We start from the raw sequence: 17,713 nt of genomic DNA, 5'->3' as shown, positions 1-17,713 counted from the left end.
GCAGCATGATCATGTCGATCTGGTGACTGTCTTTGACGCGCTCCCAGAAATCAATATCCGTCGCATCGCCTTCAACAACGTTGTAGCCACGTTCCTGGAGGTGTCGCACACGTGCCGGGTCATGCTCAACACCAAGGACCTTTGCGCCGTACACCTCACTTAGTTCGGCGTAGCAGGCTAAACCGAGTCGGCCGACACCGAGGACGAGCGCGTGGGCGTCGCCAAGTTCGATAGGACGATCCTCTGGGTGCGTCTTATGCGGCGGACGCGTGGGCAAACGCTTAGCCAAATGGGCAGCACGGGAAACACTTTGTGGGTTAAGAATTGCGGAGATAACAAAACTCATCGATACCGCGAGCACAAGGGAAAGCAGCCAACGTTGGTCGAGCCAGCCATCCTCAACACCGAGTGTCGCAATGATGAGTGCGAACTCGGAGTAGTTCGCTAATAGGAGCGCAGTAAGCACCGAAGTACGGTTACGCAAGCCGAGAAGCCACAAAATTGCCCAGTAGGCGACGGCTTGGAACGGTAGCAACAGGAGCAGCAAGCCAGCATCGATAACGTTTTCCCACGTAGGCAACCCGAGGAAGCCAATGTTGACAAAGAAGCCGACCAGCAACAGCTCCTTCAGCGTGAACAGCGAATGGCTCAGTTGTTCCGCGCCAGGGGAGCGGGAGAGGACAACACCCATGATTAGGGCACCGAGGCTTCCGGAGAGACCGACCAATTCGAAGAGCGCGTAGCCGGGGAGCAGCGCCATGACGATGCCAAAAAGTGCACCGAGTTCGCCGTGGCCAAGTTTGTACCAACGACGCGTTGTCAATGCGAGCAACGGAACGATGGGGATAAGGAGCAGGGCAGCTAAGTGTGGCGGCTGGCCGCGGAGCACACTCATGAAGGCAACAGCAAGGATGTCCTGCATGATCAGCACGCCGATGCAGATATTGCCGTACAGTGCTTGCTCATCACCGCGGTCCTGCAGGATCTTGATCACCACAATGGTGCTTGAGAAGCTCAACACAAGGGCAATATCAACTGCCACCTCAAAAGTGGTGGGGCCAAATGCGCCAAGAGCCCCGAGGCCGGTAATGAAACCGGCACCGACCACCGTCATGAGAAGCACGTGACTGGTTGCTGTAAGCCACATCGCCTTATCTGTCAGTGCCTTCAGATCCAGGCGCAGACCAATGGCAAAAAGCATGAGGGTTACACCGATATCGGCGAAAAGATCAAGCGCCGCAACATGCTCAACACCCATCGCGTTGAGCGCAAAACCAGCAGCGAGGAATCCAATGAGCGGTGGCAGACGCACTGCCCACGCGATGAGACCGCAGCCAAAAACGACTGCGAGGTACGTGAGTAACAGATCCACGGATAGAAGTGTGTCTCACCGGCAGGTTTTTCCGGAGCATGAAACTCGGACTACCCCAAAAGGGGAGGAACGACCCGCCCGTACGCAGGGTGATAGCAAGGTCTAGCATGAGACGCGTGAAAAAACAGCGTCAAACTCGCGAACAAGAGACACCACGGAGCCAAACCTCAGACTCCACACCAAAGAACCCGCGTGAGCAGCTGACTGCTCGCGCGCTTGTCGTGTGGGTGGCGGCTTTGCTGACGTACGTCGTCGCCATCGTCGGCCGTACCTCCCTCGGTGTTGCAGGCGTGGAGGCTCTTGATCGCTTCCACATCAATGCTTCGCAGTTGGCAGTGTTTACCGCTGTTCAGGTCGGTGTCTATGCACTGGCGCAGATCCCTACCGGCATCATCATTGACCGCATTGGCCCCAAGAAGACAATGGTCGCAGGCGCGCTCATCATGGCCATCGGCCAAGTGATCATCGCTTTCACAACCTCGTACCCACTCGCCGTCGCCGCACGTGTGTTCATCGGTGCGGGCGATGCCACAGCTTTCTTGGGAGCAATGCGCCTGTTGCCGTTGTGGTTCCCCTTGCGTCTGACTCCGCTGTTTACGCAGCTCACCGCCGGCCTAGGGCAGCTGGGGCAGTTCATCTCCGCCGTGCCCTTTCTTGCCATCCTGCATGCCGCCGGGTGGGTTCCTGCGTTCCTATCCATCAGTACAGCGGGCCTCATCATCGCTATCGTGGGCGTCGTCGCACTTGCCGACGCCCCCGGGGCCCGCAAAGACAAGAACGCCCACCGCAGCACCGAATCGGAGCGTCTTACTATCGGTCAAACCTTGAAAATGGTCCTGACACATCCGGTGTGCTGGCAAGGCTTCTTCACTCACTGGACCGGACTCATGCACCAGTGCATCTTTACCCTTCTCTGGGGGATGCCACTGATGACATTGGGTCTAGGACTCAGCCCCGCTCAGGCGAGTGCCGTGCTGGTGATCAACACCGCCGCTGTGATTTTCGCCGGCCCGCTCATGGGCATGATCTCCGCCCGTACTGGGCGCAACCGCATCAATGTTGTGGCTGTCATCGCAGTCATGGATCTTGTGGTGTGGGTTGCATTCCTGTTGCCCACCAATCCGCCTGCCTTCTGGGCAGTCATTGTGTTGAACATCTTGATGGCCGCTCTCGGCGCCAAGTCCAACTTCGGCTTCGACTCTGTCCGCGAGGAAGTTGATCGCAAGATCCTTGCAACCGGCACCGGACTGGCCAACATGGGCGGTTTCGTAGCCACCATGATCGCCGCGCCCTGTGTTGGTTTCCTCCTTGACGCCACCTCCCACGGCAGCAACTACACCTGGGAATCCTTCAGGATCGGTTGGCTCGCCGTCATCGCAGTGTGGGCTTTTGGTTTCATTGGCCTCCTCGCCGCAAAGCGTGCAACGTCCAAGTACGTCAACGGGGCTAATTACCGCGTCATCGAATCGGACAGTTAGTTCGCTTCACTCCTGCAATACCGATCTCTGGAAACGAACTATTCTTCATCAAAGAAGAGCTTTTCAAATGGAATACAAGCCCCCGAAAAGATTTTGTCGGACTGACAGGATTTGAACCTGCGACCCCCACACCCCCAGTGTGGTGCGCTACCAAACTGCGCCACAGCCCGTTATTCGGCGTTAATTGCAAGCGTGTAGCTTGCTCGCATCGAACGTCCGATAGATTACCCCACGGGGGGTTGATAGACGTAATCGGCTGGTCACGTAAAGTTGTCCCATGAGCAAGTTTGACTGGTTCTGGAAAGCTATGGGCTCAACCGCCGAGCGCAACAACAAGAAGTCGAAAGGCATTGTGGCGCAGGCGCACGCGCTGATCGCTGGATACGAGCAGTACAGTGACGCGCAGATCGCTGAGGCGGTGCGGAGGACTGTTGTTAACGGGGAAATCCAGAAGAAGCCGGAGTTCCTGGCATTGCTCACCGTTGCCTCGACCCGCACGCTCGGTATGACCCCGTTCGAGGTGCAGAACCAGGCTGTGCTTCGCCTGCTCGAAGGCGATGTCATTCAGATGGCCACCGGTGAAGGTAAGACTCTCGTAGGTGCCATGGCTGCCACGGGTTTCGCGCTCACCGGTAAGCGAGTCCACGTCATCACGGTGAACAACTACCTCGCCGCCCGTGATGCGGAATGGATGCGGCCGCTCGTGGAGTTCTTTGGTTTGTCGGTGGCGTCGGTCACCGAGGCGTCGTCACGCGAAGATCGAGTGAGTGCGTACAGGAGTGACATTGTGTACGCGCCTGTCGCTGAGATTGGCTTTGATCATCTCCGCGACAACCAGATCACGCACCGCAGCCAGATAGTCCAGCTGCCCGCCGATGTGGCGCTCGTCGATGAAGCAGACAGTGTGCTTGTCGACGAAGCCTTGGTCCCCCTCGTCCTCGCCGGCTCAAAGCCGGGGGAGCAGGCGACCGGCCAGATCACTGAGGCTGTATCTCACCTGGTTGAAGGGAAGGATTACACCATTGATTCGGACCGCAGGAATGTCTTCCTTACCGATAATGGTGCGGCGAAGGTGGAGAAATCTCTTGGAATTGATTCGCTGTATTCCGATGAGAACATTGGCACGATCCTCGTGCGTGTCAACCTTGCTTTGCACGCAAAGGCCTTGTTGATCCGCGATGTTCATTACATCGTGCAGGACGGCAAGATCAACCTCGTGGATGCCTCGCGCGGCCGCGTCGCTGAGCTGCAGCGTTGGCCTGATGGCCTGCAAGCCGCTGTCGAAGCGAAGGAAGGCCTGGATGTTTCCGAAGGCGGACGGATCCTCGATTCCATCACACTTCAGGCACTTATGCGCCGCTACCCGCTGGTGTGTGGCATGACGGGCACTGCGGTAGAAGCCACGGATCAGCTTCACCAGTTTTATGACCTTGGCGTTTCCACGATCGAACGCGCGAAGCCATTGCAGCGTTTTGATGAGGCTGATCGGATCTACGCCACCATGGACGATAAGTTCAAAGCTCTGGTGAGGGAGATCGCCTACATCCATTCCACCGGCCAGCCAGTGTTGGTGGGTACACATGATGTCGCCGAATCGGAAGCGCTCGCGGAAGCACTTGAGTCCCAGGGGATTACCGTCAACGTGCTTAACGCGAAGAACGATGAGGAAGAGGCGCGCATCGTTGCCGAGGCCGGCGATCTCGGCCGGGTAACTGTATCCACCCAAATGGCAGGTCGCGGTACAGATATTCGCTTGGGTGGTGCTGATGAGTCTGACCGTGATGCCGTTGTGAAACTCGGTGGCCTAGCTGTGATCGGCACCGCACGTCACCGCACAGCAAGACTAGACAACCAGTTGCGTGGCCGCGCTGGTCGCCAGGGCGATCCGGGACTAAGCCTGTTCTTTGTCTCCCTCGAAGATGACATTGTCACCGCAGGTGGTGCCGGTGAGCAGATCACTGCGCAGCCTGATGAGAATGGACAGATTGATACCAAGCGAGTGCGCGATTTCATCGCTCATTGCCAGCGTGTCACCGAAGGTCAGTTGTTGGAAATTCATGCGCAGACGTGGAAATACAACCAGCTTTTGGCTGACCACCGCGCAATTATTGATGAACGCCGGAACACTCTCCTTGACACCAATCGCGCCTGGGAGGAACTAGCACAGCGCAGTCCGGAACGTGCCACCGAGCTCAAGGCCGCCGGAATCAACCAAGAAGTCCTAGAGCAAGCCGCCCGAGAGATCATGCTCTTCCACTTAGATGATGAGTGGTCGGAGCATCTGGCACACATGGATGAGGTACGCGAATCCATTCACTTGCGCGCCATTGCGCGTGAGACCCCACTGACGGAGTACCACCGCATTGCGGTACGCGAATTCAAAGACCTGGCCAATCGAGCTGTTGAGCAGGCTGTAGAGACGTTTAATAGCGTGCTTATCGACGCCGCCGGGGCCCACATGGCAGACGCCGGCTGGAAGCGCCCCAGTGCAACGTGGACGTACATGGTCTCGGACAATCCGTTGTCAGGCGGTGGCAACTCCGTTATTTCGGGCATCGCCAACATATTCAGGTAGGGAAGCGGCATCGAATTAGCGTGTCGCACGTGCTTCTTTCCAGGTAAGACTGGGAAAACTCTGCGACTCAACTGGTTCTAACTCGCAGTGGTCCAAGATGCCGGTATGATGATCGTGGACTAAATTTTGTACTGAAATTTGTTCGGTAAGTTTAATTCCGTCGATAGCGTCAGGAGAAGACATGAGCGAGAAAACCGGTACGCCGGAGGCACAGGTAGAAACCACTTCGGTATTCCGTGCCGATCTTCTGAAGGAGATGGAGACGGGAGCTACCGCCTCTGAGAACGTAGGCGGCGTTGAAGGCCTGCCTGAGGGCGCAGCCCTGCTCGTAGTGAAGCGTGGCCCGAATGCTGGTGCACGTTTCCTGTTGGACCAGGACACCACCACCGCCGGCCGCCACCCGGAGGCCGACATCTTCCTCGATGACGTGACTGTTTCCCGCCGTCACGCAGAGTTCCGCCGTAACGCGGGTGAGTTCGAGGTTGTGGATGTCGGATCGCTCAACGGCACCTACGTCAACCGTGAGCCGCGTAACTCTCAGGCCCTGTCCACAGGTGATGAGATTCAGATTGGCAAGTTCCGTCTCGTATTCATCGCGGAAAACGCCTAAGCCACGTATCCGCATCCGCCACTTTAGAGGCGACTTTGTTGTACCCCTAGCCCCCCTGCAAGGTGAATTAAACGCCGTGAGCGCAATCCGGAAGACTACCCCCGCATCGCAAGCCCCCCGCACGGGCATGAAAACCATGTCTATCGGCGTGGTGATTAAACGTTTGCGTGAGGAATTCCCGGATGTCACGGTGTCAAAGATCCGATTCTTGGAGTCAGAGGGCTTAATTTCCCCAGAGCGCACCCAATCCGGATACCGCCGTTTTACGGACGCGGATGTGGAGCGCCTGCGGTACATTCTGGTGACCCAGCGCGATAACTATCTACCGCTGAAGGTCATCCGTGAACAGCTTGAAGCCATGGACAATGGCGCAGTGGCAGCTCTTGTCCCTGGGCAGCCTGCGGAGCAGATCTACACCACAGATAGCCTTGCATCCCAGGCACCAGCACGTTTTTCTGATGACATGTTGGCGGAACAAGCCAAGTGCGAGCCTGCATTGGTTGATTCTTGCATCAAGGATGGTCTGATTAGCCCCGATTCTTCGGGCCTTTTCTCTGTCGATGATGTCCGCGTTTTATCAGCCGTTCATGGCTTGTCCCAGTTTGGTGTGGATCAGCGCCATATCAAGACATTGCGCCAAGCGGCAGTGCGCCAGGCTGATCTGATCACTAGTGTGACCCAACCTTTGGCAAAATCTGGCAAAGCCTCGGCTGCACAGGAAGCTGAGGAGATGGCACAGAACATGATGAGCCAAATTCTTGCGCTGAATACTTCTTTGGTGAAGAACGAGCTTCGCCGCTCAAACGGTAGGTAGTAGCTCTATGAGCACTATTCCTGTCAGACTTTGCGGCGTTTTTCCCATTGGACCGGAGAACTTCTTGTGCGCCGTTCTGCTTTGGGAGGAACGCCAAAGATTCCTTCCCGTCTGGCTACCACCCGTTGAGGGAGCGCAGTTGGTCGGCCGGATTGCCGAATGGGAGCCAAAGCGCCCGGATACTCACGATGTGCTGGTAGAGATCATCGAGCAATCGGCTAATGGCATTTCTGCCCTCGAGATTAGTAGCTACTACAACGGCGTGTTCATGGGGCAAATCACCATGGACAATGGCACGGAAATTGATTGTCGCCCATCTGACTTGTTCGTCATTGCTTCGATGATGGATCTTCCCATCGAGGTAGATGAGCTGGTAGTCAATCAAGCTTCTATCTGGTTATCTCCAGAAGACGCCGTTGATTACTTCGATGTCCAGCTTGACACGGACACCCAGCCGCAAGACCACCCCGAATCCGCAAGCGGAGACGCCCAGGCTGATGCTGACTTCCAGCAGCTCATGCGCGATCTTGGTGTTGAGGAAGGCGATCTCGGTTTTGATCAACCAGGGGAGTGACAATTTCCACCTACTCCGCACGAGACATGCTTCCCTGTAACCTCTGTTAACCAATGTGATTAAAGGTACGAACGATATTATTGTGATTTAAGATGACAATGGTGCAAGATTAGTCTAAACTTAAAGTAGAGGTTGAAGTTACGGCGTGTTGTTCGTCGCAGTCTTGACCGAAGCTTAAGCTTGGCATTTAATAACTAGTGCGCCCTATTTGACACTTCATGGGAGTAATTACGTGAGTACGTTTGACACCTCCGCCACCAACGGCGAGATCGAGGCCCCAGTCCAGGAGACCCTGTTTGATCTGGGTCCCTCCGATGAGGTCGGCTACCGTGTGCCTATCGCTTGCCAGGTTGCCGGCATCACGTACCGCCAGCTCGACTACTGGGCCCGCACCGACCTTGTGCGCCCCTCCATCCGTAATGCAACGGGGTCAGGCTCCCAGCGCCTGTACTCCTTCAAAGACATTCTTGTCCTCAAGATCGTGAAGGGCCTACTGGATACCGGTATCTCCCTGCAGAATATTCGCCTCGCTGTGGACAATCTGCGTGACCGTGGCGTTGGTGAGATCTCCGAAATCACCCTGGTGTCTGACGGGACAACGGTCTACGAATGCCGTAGCAATGATGAGATCATCGACTTGCTCGGTGGTGGACAAGGCGTGTTCGCCATCGCTGTCCCGCAGATCGTCAAGGAACTCACCGGAACGATCTCTGCCTTCCCGTCCGAGCGCATCGGAAACGTCGAGTCCACCGAAGATTCCGGCAACGTGGTTGCTCTGGACGAGCTGGCTGATCGTCGCCGTCGCCGTAGCTCCTAGAGTCCTAAATCTTCCAGAACAAACCTGCTATCTCACTGGGATAGCAGGTTTCGTTTGGTTAGGGGGTGAGTGTACAAAGACCTCATCCATTTGTGCCTCACACACTCTCGGTGTTGGGGGGCGGCTTGCCTTCTTATCGGAGAAGCGTCCTGGAAAAGTTAGCGCACGGCAGCAGCATCGACGATAGCTTTAGGCAGTGCCTCAGCATCGGCAGCGACCGTAGCGGACTGTGCGCCAGAGGCAAGCTCCTCGTCTTGCTCGCCGCCACCTACATGGACGACAGACAGCTCAACGTTGGATGTTTCAGCTTGTTTGATGGCATCTGTAATTGGAGTGGAAGCATCAGTGGTGCCAGAGGTAATCAGAACGATGCGCACTGGGTTATCAGTGCTTGCAACTTCTTGAGCGTATGCAAGCGCTGCCAGGACAACCTCATGGGTTTGCGGGCTGCCACCATTGAGGAATCGGCTGACCACGGTGCCGATTTCGTAGCCATTATTAACCACCATCGCAAGGTTCTGGCGGTAGCCGTTGGTCACACCGGGCGTCAGGGGAGAGGAGTAGTTCCACAGGCCAACGCGGTGTCCTTTGTCAGCAAGCTTCTCCGCAGCTTGGGCAATACCGTCCTCGGCAGCAGAGGCATAGCTGACCATGCCAGAAGAAGTATCCAGAACAAAGAGGGTATCTGCGGCAGATGCTGGTGCAGTGGTCACTGCTTCAGCTTTGTGAGTGCCGCCCCCGCCAGTCTTGATACGGCTTCCCTCAGGCAGGGCAGCAGCCCAGACTGATTCGCCAATGACCGGCAGCTTGGCTGCGCCATCGCCGGTAAAAAGCTTGCCGGTGGTATCAGCAAAGGCTTGGCCGGCACGAACTTGGTCCTCGGTGACGTTGTCGGACGTGGTCAAAGGAATGGCGGAATAGACAATATCGGCTCCCTCGACGCGGCTGAATTTGAATCCTTCCGGAACTGCGTTCTCTGCAGTGGCGATGAGTCGCGTGGAATTCAATTGGGCATCTGCCGTGGAGGCAATACGATTATCGGTTAATACGGCAACGGCCTCACCCTCGGATGGGGCCAACTTTGCGGCCACGAGGGCTGAGGCTTCCGGCTGATCGCCAGTGGGGAAATCAACCGTAGCCAAATCCACGGTCTCCGGCTTGACCTCCGTCGAACCAGCAAGTCCCGCGTGGAAGGACGCAACGGTTAACGGCTCATTCGTTGCCGCAGCACGTCCAGCGTCGTCTAACTCCGCGTGGGAGATGGAAGTATTAGGCGCAACGTACACCGCCGCGTCCTCTAGCTGGTCTACATAAACTGGGCGCACACAGTAGTCGCGGACGACGGGGTGAGTCTCCACGTAAGCGTCGATAAGCATGCGTCCCACCTTCTCCGACGACGCGGCGACTGGCAGTGAGAGATCCCCCGCGACACACGACTGCTCATCCGCACCATCGGCACTATGCTCATCGCCTGTTTTGCCACGGTTAGAAAACATATACGCAGCCAGAAGCCCAAGAATCGCAATCAACACCACGAAGGCGGTGGCCCCCTTCGACAGCGCGTAGTGATGCTTCCCCGAGGAGTGGCGTCCCATCTGGCGGTCCCTTTCGTGAAGTTAGTTTCCGCCCTAAACTTTACCGCTTGAAAGCGCGCGCTCGTAGAAGCACACGAGCTGGTGTCGCAATGGTTCAGCCCGCTCCGAAAAAGCCCGTTGCTTTGCCACGTACTCCGCTTTCCCCTCAGCCGTCTCGATGGGTACGACTCCATAGCCAAGTGGCCGGCAATCATAGGGTGAGGCTTCCATGTCCAACAGGCGTATATCCATGGCTAGCTCGAGACAGTCTAGGAGTAACGAGCCTGGGATGAGCGGGCCTGCTTTGAAAGCCCATTTGAACAAGTCCATCCCGGTGTGGAGACAGGCACACTGATCATGGGCAGGACGCGAATCATTGCTCAAAACGGTGAGGTTCAACGGCTTTGCCGGTGGGGTGAAAAAGCGATACGCATAAAAGTGCGTGCACTTAAGCGTGTGCGATTCCACCACCTCAGCTGTCCCGGCGGAGCCCAAACGTAGAGGAAGATCATGTCGCGGTTCCTTGGAACGGTACACCATCGCCCACTCATGCAGCCCGAAACAATCAAACTGCTCGCGGTTGCTCTCCATCGCAATGAGCAACTCTAACGTTTTGGACAGACTCGCTCCACGATGCGCTACAAAGCTCGAGACATCCACACAGACAGTTCCATCGCTACTGATTGAGTAATCACGCCATTGGGAATACGGGGCATCAGCTGCATCCGCCAAAGCTACGCCTACCCCTGGGTGCCAGCGATACAAATGCGTAGGGCGGACAGCGTAATACTCGAAGATGAAGTCCCAGATTGGATGTTTTTCTCCCCGCGCTCGGCGCTGAAGGTTCGGCTCAATCCACTGGCGTGCGCGAGCTTCATGTGCCTCCGCGGCAGCTTCCCACTGTGCGCGGGGGAGAACAACAAACTCCACTAGTCTTCCTCGTGCGTCCAGTCCGTCACAGTGCCCACATATTCCTCGATGAGATCTTCGAGCGCAAGCACTCCAACGAGCTCGCCATTATCGCGCACCTGAGCCATGTGGGCAGAACGCCGGTGCATGGCCGTCAACGCATCGTCGAGGCTGCCCGAACCATCCACAATGCTCAGTCTGCGCACGCGGTTGTAGGGAATGACGGGGTCCGTGACACCAGATTCATCTGTGCCCAACAAATCCAGCACATCCTTGACGTGAAGGTATCCCACCAAGGCGCCACCCGCGCCCTCTACTGGGAAGCGGGAGTAACCTGTTTCGCGCACCGCGTTCTCCAGAACAGACAATGGAATACCAGCACGCGAGTAGGGGAGCGTGACCAGTTGGTCGATCGGGATCATCACTTCTTTGAGGTTGCGCGATTCCGATTTCAGTGCATTAGCCAAACGCAGAGTTTCCTCCGCATCAAGCAAACCTTCTTCACGTGACTCCAGGATCATGGAAGCCAGCTGTTCCTGGTCCACAGTGGCATCAAGTTCATCACGTTGTTCAATGCCGAACATACGGAGCGTGAGGCGCGCGATTTCGTTCAGGCAGTAAATCAGCGGTCGTGTGACCTTCACCCACAGATCCATCGCGGGTGTGAGCCATACCGCCAGGGTTTCAGGCCCTGCGATGGCCACGTTCTTGGGCACCATCTCGCCGAAGATAATATGCAAAACGGTGATGAACAGCAGCGCGATGACGAAGGATAGTGGGTGCACCAAGTTGTCTGGCACGCCAATGAACTCAAATGGACGCTCCAGGAAGTGGGCGATGGCAGGTTCAGCGACCTTACCCAGGATCAGCGATGCGATGGTAATACCAAACTGGGCACCGGCGAGATAGAGAGAAAGATGCTCCGAAGCGTCGAGGGCTCTCTTCGCACCCGTCTTGCCTTGGGCGATCATCGATTCGAGGCGATCACGACGGGAAGATACCAGGGCGAACTCAGCGGCAACGAAGAAAGCGTTTGCCGCAAGCAAAACAACGATAAGAATTGTTGCTACACCAAGGCTCATGACTGGTACCTCGCAACCTCCGCATGGGAGATGGGGGTAAGAATCGCCTTATCCAGGCGACGCCCATCCATCTGGGTGACACGGGCGATCCAGGCGCCCGCATTGCCAGTTTCAAAATCCTCATGGACCTCCTGGTCATTCCGTGGCAGTACCACCGTGTCCCCAACCTCGGGAATGCGACCTAGTGCGAACATGATCAAACCGCCCAGCGTTTCATAAGGCCCGTCGGGGGCAAGGTAGCTGATGCGCTCACTCAATTCGTCCAGACGCACGAGCCCGGACACCTCCCACGAGGAGCCGAATCGCTGAAAATCTCGCTCTGATTCGCGGTCATCGTATTCGTCATACACCTCGCCGAGGATCTCCTCCACAACATCTTCAATAGTGACCAAACCTTGGGTCCCGCCGTACTCATCAGCAACCAGGACAACCTGAGAACCTGCGGAACGAACTTGGTTGAGCACGGCATCACCATCCAGGGTGCCCGGCACAGTGGCAATCGGCTTAGCCAGGTCTTCTACCTTGGTGGTAGCACGCAGGTCACGGTCGACTGAAAAGGCGTCCTTGATGTGAACAAGCCCGATCGTGTCATCCAGATCTCCGCGGCGGACCGGGAAGCGGGAGTGACCCGTTTCCATGGCCAGAGCAATGAGGTCACTGACTGTGTCCTCCGCATCGAGGGAATCGATGGTGGACCGCGGTGTCATCACTTCTTCCGCAGTGGTCTCACCGAACTGGAGGGAGCGATCAATCATCCGTGCGGTCTCTTTATCTAAACCTCCCGCCTGGGCAGAACTGCGCACCATCGCGCCGAGTTCAGGGCCGGAGCGTGCAGAGGCCAACTCATCAGCCGGCTCGATGCCCATCTTGCGCACGAACCAGTTGGCTGATGCGTTCATGGACCTAATAAACCAAGTGAAGACGGTGTTAAAAGCATTCACCGGTGGCACCACAAAACGTGCGGTGGCCAGGGGATTGGTGATGGCGATGTTCTTGGGCACGAGCTCACCAAAAACCATGGAGAGAATAGTGGCCACAATGAGCGCCAGTACGATAGCCACTGCGCGTGATGCAGATTCATTCAGGCCAACGAGTTGCAGTGCGGGCCCGAAGAATTGGGCCAAAACAGGTTCTGCCAAAAAACCCGTGGCCAAGGTAGTGAGGGTGATGCCTAGCTGTGCCCCAGAGAGCACGAAGGAAAGGTTCGAGTGGTCGCGTTGAACGGCCTTGGCTGTTTTATCGCCTTTTTCTTGGACATGGGCTTCAAGCACAGAGCGTTCCAAGCCCGTCATAGCGAATTCAATGGCGACGAAAAGACCAGTTGAGGCCGTGAGCAAAACAAAGCCCAATAGTGCGAGTATGGATATGAGAATGTCCATGGGCTGAGGCGCTAAAAGGAGCGGTTGTTGCCGCGTGTGTTGCGCCCTGAACTCCTTTTCTGGCGGCGTGCGCCTGAGCGGTTAGATTGGTTGCCCCCGCGTCGACGTTTGTTGCCGCGCGCCGACCGGTGGTTGGGTGACGAGGATTGTCCTGCCTTAGCCTTCTGACCCGGTGGGGGCAGTGGGTTTCCGGTGGGCTTTCTCGCTCCCGTAATTTTAGCTAGTTTTGTATCTCCTGCGCTGACTTGAACCTTGGTCGCGTTTACACCAGCTTTGCGGAGTAACTGATCAAATTCTTTACGTTGGTCATCCATAACCAAGGTGACTACTGTGCCGGAGGTTCCAGCACGCGCTGTCCGCCCAGCGCGATGAAGATACGCCTTGTGCTCCGCGGGCGGATCGATATGCACGACGAGTGAGACATCAGAAATATCAATGCCACGCGCTGCGATGTCGGTAGCCACAAGGACCGGGATGGATCCGTCCGCAAAACCTTCGATCGCACGCGTGCGGGCACCCTGTCCTTTGTCACCGTGCAGCGGAAACGCATTGATACCCACCCGACGAAGCTTCTTCACTTGCCGGTCAACACCATGTTTCGTGCGCATGAACATGACAGTTTTTCCATCACGCGCCGCAATGTAGGGCACGATGTCGTTTCGTGCCTCGCGTGTTCCCACGAGCAGCTGATAATGCTCCATCGAATCCACCGCCGCTTGCACAGGCGCGGTCGAATGAGTCACCGGGTCGTGCATGAATTGATGCACAAGCTTATCGACGTCCCCATCCAGCGTCGCAGAAAACAACAACCGTTGGCCACGCTGCGGAGTTTCAGAAAGGAGTTTCCGCACCTGGGGGAGGAAGCCCATGTCCGCCATCTGATCGGCTTCGTCGATAGCCGTAATCTCTACAGCTGAAAAGTCGAGCTTCCCTTGATTAATCAGGTCCTGGGCGCGACCTGGTGTGGCCACAAGAAGATCAACAGGAGAGGCCAGGGAACGGATGTGGTTGTTGATATTCACACCGCCAACAACTTCAATAACACGCAGACCGAGTGCTGCCGCGGGATCATCCAAACGCTGCCGGATCTGTGCCGCTAACTCGCGGGTTGGTGCAAGAATCAAGCCACGCGGCTTACACGGGCGCGATGGCGCACCAGCCAGCAGACTGAGCATGGGCAGTCCAAAACTAAAGGTTTTACCGGAGCCAGTCGGCCCTCGTCCAAGAACGTCTTTGCCAGCAAGAATGTCAGGAATTGCCGCGGCCTGAATAGGAAAAGGTTCCGTGATGCCCTGTTTCTTCAGAACACTAACAATGGGGGATGGTAGTCCCAGCTGGGCAAACGTAAGCACCGGAGAAAGTCTAGTATCTCCTCCGGTGCTTACGTGAACCCAAACCGCCTTAGTAGGACACTTCTTCGCGGTCACCAGACCAATTGGTGTGGTAGGTGCCTTCCATGTCCACGCGCTTGTACGTGTGAGCACCGAAGAAGTCGCGCTGTCCCTGAATCAGTGCAGCGGGGAGACGCTGTGCACGCAAGGAGTCGTAGTAGGACAGGCTGGAGGCAAAGACCGGGATGGGCAGGCCCAGCTGAGTTGCCACCACTACGACGCGACGCCAAGAGTCAATCAAGCCGTTCTCCAGCTCACCGCGGAAGTACGGATCGAGCAACAGCGATGGCAACTCCGGATCGTTGTTGTAGGCCTCCGTAATCCGGTTGAGAAACTTCGCGCGGATGATGCAACCTCCCCGCCAAATCGTCGCTAAGTCTTGCGGCTTGATGTCCCAACCGTGCTCTTGTGAGCCCGCGGTAATCTCATCGAAGCCCTGCGCGTAGGCGACCAGCTTGGAGGCGTAAAGCGCACGGCGAACGTCCTCCACGAACTGATCCTTGTCCACGCCAAGGGCGTTCAAGTCAACGACATGGCCGGACGGCAAGCCCGTCTCCTGAACAGCCTGTCGCTGAGCAAGGGAAGAGGACAGCGCGCGGGCAAACACCGCTTCACCGATACCTGTGGTGGGTACACCTAGATCCAATGCTTCCTTTACGGTCCAGCGACCGGTGCCTTTTTGGCCGGCAGCATCCACCACAACGTCAATAAACGGCTTGCCCGTCTTTGCATCAACCTGGCGCAGAACTTCACCAGTGATCTCAATGAGGTAGGAGTCCAGGTCGCCCTGATTCCACTCGGAGAAGATCTCTGCGAGCTCAGCTGGCTCGATTCCCGCTGCGTAACGCAGTAGGTGGTAGGCCTCACCGATGACCTGCATGTCTGCGTACTCAATGCCGTTGTGCACCATCTTGACAAAGTGGCCCGCACCATCTGGACCAATGTGCTTAACACACGGAACGCCATCCACCTTGGCGGAAATATCCTCGAGCAACGGCCCCAGGGTCTCCCAGGATTCTTTCGGACCACCCGGCATGATCGACGGACCACGCAGCGCGCCCTCCTCACCGCCGGAAATGCCAGCACCTACAAAGTGGCGGCCTTTCGCAGCAACTTCTTTCTCACGGCGAATCGTGTCGGTAAAAAGCGCGTTACCGCCATCGATAATGATGTCGCCCTCATCCATCGCTTCCACCAGCTGATCAATCACATCGTCAGTGCCAGCGCCGGCAGCCACCATGATGACGGCCTTACGCGGACGCTCCAGCGTAGCCACAAAATCCTCAATAGTCTCTGACGGAATGAAAGAGCCCTCATCGCCGTATTGCTCCATCACAGCATACGTCTTTTCCGGCGAACGGTTGTAAATAGCCACAGTGTGGCCACGGGAAGCAAAGTTACGGGCAAGGTTAGAACCCATCACAGCCATACCCACGACACCGATCTGCGCAAGACCAGCGGTGGAGGTAGTAGAGGAGGAGGCCTGAGTCGATGCGTCAATGGAAGTCATAGGAAAGAGCATACAAAGGTCTTTGCTTCAGCAGGCCACAAGGAATGTTTTCGTTGCTACAGTTTGGGTGCATGGACATTAAAAACCTCAGCAACCTCGAAGAATTCCGCACGCGTCAACTGACTGAGAAGGAACTGTCCTTTCTTAACAGCCAGATGACTAAATTCGATGATTTCATTGGGCTCCAGTACACAGACTTCGGTCCGGAGAAAATGGTGGCCACCATCGAGGTTGGTCCGCACCTTCACCAGCCAGCCGGTCTGGTCAATGGTGGCGTTTTTTGCTCCATTGGGGAGAGCATGGGCTCCTTCGCCGGCTACGTCGCAGCAGGCGCACCTGTCGTGGGTATGAACAACAACACCGACCTGATCCGCAGCGTTAAGTCTGGTGTCATCGAAGCAGAGGCAACGCCAGTTCACGTGGGTAGCCGCACTCAGATTTGGAAGATTGAGATGCGCCACGAAGGAAAACTCGCCGCTGTGACAACGCTGCGTACCATGGTGATGCGCTAGAGCCAGTGGTTCTTACGGAACCACCAGTACATGGCCGCCATGCTGCCCAGCATGAGGAGCAGTACCACGGGGTAAGCGTAGTGCCATCCCAGTTCCGGCATGTATTCAAAGTTCATGCCATAAATACCCGCAATCATCGTAGGCAGTGCCGCCATACCAACCACTGCAGAAATCGTGCGCATGTCAGTGTTCTGCTGCATAGACACCTTGGCCACAGAAGCATCCAAGAGGGAAGACAACCGTTCATCAAAACCTGACACGGTATCGGTGACAATCATCGCGTTGTCCTGAACGTCACGCAGATAAGAGCGCAGTTCCTTGCTCAAGATATCATTGTGCAAGGAGAGCCCTGAACGTAGTGCTGGACCAAACGGGTCGATGGCGTGGCGCATTTCTAAAATCTCACGCTTGTACATATAAATCTTGTCGATGTTAATTTGCCGGCGTGGTGTAAACACCTCATTTTCTAGCTCATCGACGTCTTCGCTCAGATAGGTGGTCACCCGAGCGTAATTCTCCACAATGTGGTCAGTGACTTTCCAGGCAACAGCCGCCGGGCCGAGGGAAGAAATCTCCGGGTCCTCAACCAACTCGCGGGTCAGATTGGGCAGCTCCGCATCATGGCGAATGGTGATCACGAAATTGCTGCCAATGAGTATCTGCACCTCACCGGTAGAAATGATCTCACGGAGGTCCGTCACCTCAGAATCATCACGGTATTCCACCGTGCGCACGACAATGAACAGTTGGTCCCCGTAGCGTTCAACTTTGGGGCGCTGGTGAGCCGTCACCGCGTCCTCCACGATCAGTTCGTGGATGCCAAACTGTTCAGCTACCTGCTCCATCTGCTCCACGCTGGGCTCTTTGAGAGAAAGCCACACATAGGCATTATCCGCTCCTTGCACGCGCTGCATAGCAGTGGAAAATTGGTACGTACCCGGTTGGTTCACCCCATCAACGAAGACGCGGCAGAAATCCACAGACCGTTCTACGGGGACAGGTAGGGGCCGCCGGTCACGGTGAGCTGACGCCTTCCTGTTACGCGGCAACGGAATCTTGGGCGGCATAGCGGGACCCCCTTTTCCTCTTGGGTCGTGATGGGTAGTGGGCAAAAAC

General features: G+C 56.4%; 15 protein-coding genes and 1 tRNA gene. 7 read left to right on the top strand and 9 right to left on the bottom strand.

The features are described from left to right. Positions 1 to 1,372: cation:proton antiporter domain-containing protein (locus HMPREF2129_RS09905; RefSeq protein WP_034666153.1), on the bottom strand; the 1,372-nt coding region annotated here is incomplete at its 3' end. A 107-nt stretch (positions 1,373 to 1,479) separates the two neighbouring features. Between HMPREF2129_RS09905 and HMPREF2129_RS09900 the strand changes: the two genes are divergently transcribed. Beyond that, complete coding sequence (locus tag HMPREF2129_RS09900) at positions 1,480 to 2,850, top strand: MFS transporter (RefSeq protein WP_052093121.1); 1,371 nt, start codon at positions 1,480 to 1,482, stop codon at positions 2,848 to 2,850. Positions 2,851 to 2,946: 96 nt separating this feature from the next. Here HMPREF2129_RS09900 and HMPREF2129_RS09895 read toward each other — a convergent pair. Beyond that, a tRNA-Pro gene (locus HMPREF2129_RS09895) sits at positions 2,947 to 3,020 on the bottom strand. Positions 3,021 to 3,127: 107 nt separating this feature from the next. Here HMPREF2129_RS09895 and secA2 point away from each other — a divergent pair. The 5 genes from secA2 (at position 3,128) to HMPREF2129_RS09870 (ending at position 8,240) form a co-directional block, all read left to right on the top strand. Beyond that, entirely contained in the window at positions 3,128 to 5,425 is a 2,298-nt protein-coding gene (gene secA2, locus HMPREF2129_RS09890) for an accessory Sec system translocase SecA2 (RefSeq protein WP_034666152.1), read from the top strand. Between the two features lie 181 nt (positions 5,426 to 5,606). After that, positions 5,607 to 6,035 (top strand): oxoglutarate dehydrogenase inhibitor Odhl, encoded by a 429-nt coding sequence (odhI, locus tag HMPREF2129_RS09885; protein WP_034666151.1) that lies wholly within the window; start codon positions 5,607 to 5,609, stop codon positions 6,033 to 6,035. A gap of 76 nt (positions 6,036 to 6,111) precedes the next feature. After that, positions 6,112 to 6,849: a transcriptional regulator FtsR gene (gene ftsR / locus HMPREF2129_RS09880; RefSeq protein WP_084576802.1), complete on the top strand. Its 738-nt coding sequence runs from the start codon at positions 6,112 to 6,114 to the stop codon at positions 6,847 to 6,849. A gap of 7 nt (positions 6,850 to 6,856) precedes the next feature. Beyond that, positions 6,857 to 7,423: a bifunctional nuclease family protein gene (locus tag HMPREF2129_RS09875; RefSeq protein ID WP_034666150.1), complete on the top strand. Its 567-nt coding sequence runs from the start codon at positions 6,857 to 6,859 to the stop codon at positions 7,421 to 7,423. Between the two features lie 232 nt (positions 7,424 to 7,655). Next, the gene (locus HMPREF2129_RS09870; RefSeq protein ID WP_052093120.1) at positions 7,656 to 8,240 is read left to right on the top strand and encodes a MerR family transcriptional regulator; all 585 of its coding nucleotides are present in this window, start codon (positions 7,656 to 7,658) and stop codon (positions 8,238 to 8,240) included. A 158-nt stretch (positions 8,241 to 8,398) separates the two neighbouring features. Here the strand turns inward: HMPREF2129_RS09870 and HMPREF2129_RS09865 are convergent, their stop codons facing one another. The 6 genes from HMPREF2129_RS09865 to gndA are packed head-to-tail and all read right to left on the bottom strand — an operon-like array spanning position 8,399 to position 16,085. Beyond that, positions 8,399 to 9,835: a vWA domain-containing protein gene (locus HMPREF2129_RS09865; protein WP_034666149.1), complete on the bottom strand. Its 1,437-nt coding sequence runs from the start codon at positions 9,833 to 9,835 to the stop codon at positions 8,399 to 8,401. Between the two features lie 33 nt (positions 9,836 to 9,868). Next, complete coding sequence (locus HMPREF2129_RS09860; protein WP_034666148.1) at positions 9,869 to 10,744, bottom strand: hypothetical protein; 876 nt, start codon at positions 10,742 to 10,744, stop codon at positions 9,869 to 9,871. Beyond that, complete coding sequence (locus HMPREF2129_RS09855) at positions 10,744 to 11,805, bottom strand: hemolysin family protein (protein ID WP_034666147.1); 1,062 nt, start codon at positions 11,803 to 11,805, stop codon at positions 10,744 to 10,746. The genes HMPREF2129_RS09860 and HMPREF2129_RS09855 overlap by 1 nt, the downstream gene beginning before the upstream one ends. Further along, complete coding sequence (locus HMPREF2129_RS09850; RefSeq protein ID WP_034666146.1) at positions 11,802 to 13,184, bottom strand: hemolysin family protein; 1,383 nt, start codon at positions 13,182 to 13,184, stop codon at positions 11,802 to 11,804. Before HMPREF2129_RS09850 ends, HMPREF2129_RS09855 begins: the two co-directional genes overlap by 4 nt. An 11-nt stretch (positions 13,185 to 13,195) precedes the next feature. Then, positions 13,196 to 14,536, bottom strand: a complete 1,341-nt coding sequence (locus tag HMPREF2129_RS09845; RefSeq protein ID WP_034666145.1) for a DEAD/DEAH box helicase — start codon at positions 14,534 to 14,536, stop codon at positions 13,196 to 13,198. 49 nt (positions 14,537 to 14,585) lie between these two features. Continuing rightward, positions 14,586 to 16,085 carry an NADP-dependent phosphogluconate dehydrogenase gene (gene gndA, locus HMPREF2129_RS09840; RefSeq protein WP_052093119.1) on the bottom strand — a complete coding sequence of 500 codons (1,500 nt, stop codon included), beginning with the start codon at positions 16,083 to 16,085 and terminating at the stop codon, positions 14,586 to 14,588. A 71-nt stretch (positions 16,086 to 16,156) separates the two neighbouring features. Between gndA and HMPREF2129_RS09835 the strand changes: the two genes are divergently transcribed. Continuing rightward, complete coding sequence (locus HMPREF2129_RS09835; RefSeq protein WP_034666144.1) at positions 16,157 to 16,597, top strand: PaaI family thioesterase; 441 nt, start codon at positions 16,157 to 16,159, stop codon at positions 16,595 to 16,597. Here HMPREF2129_RS09835 and HMPREF2129_RS09830 read toward each other — a convergent pair. Next, entirely contained in the window at positions 16,594 to 17,664 is a 1,071-nt protein-coding gene (locus HMPREF2129_RS09830) for a magnesium and cobalt transport protein CorA (RefSeq protein ID WP_034666143.1), read from the bottom strand. The genes HMPREF2129_RS09835 and HMPREF2129_RS09830 overlap by 4 nt on opposite strands. Between the last annotated feature and the right edge of the window lie 49 nt (positions 17,665 to 17,713).

The sequence above is a fragment of the Corynebacterium tuscaniense DNF00037 genome (assembly GCF_000759055.1).
Lineage (GTDB): Bacteria > Actinomycetota > Actinomycetes > Mycobacteriales > Mycobacteriaceae > Corynebacterium > Corynebacterium tuscaniense.
This window is presented reverse-complemented; position numbering and strand designations above follow the sequence as displayed.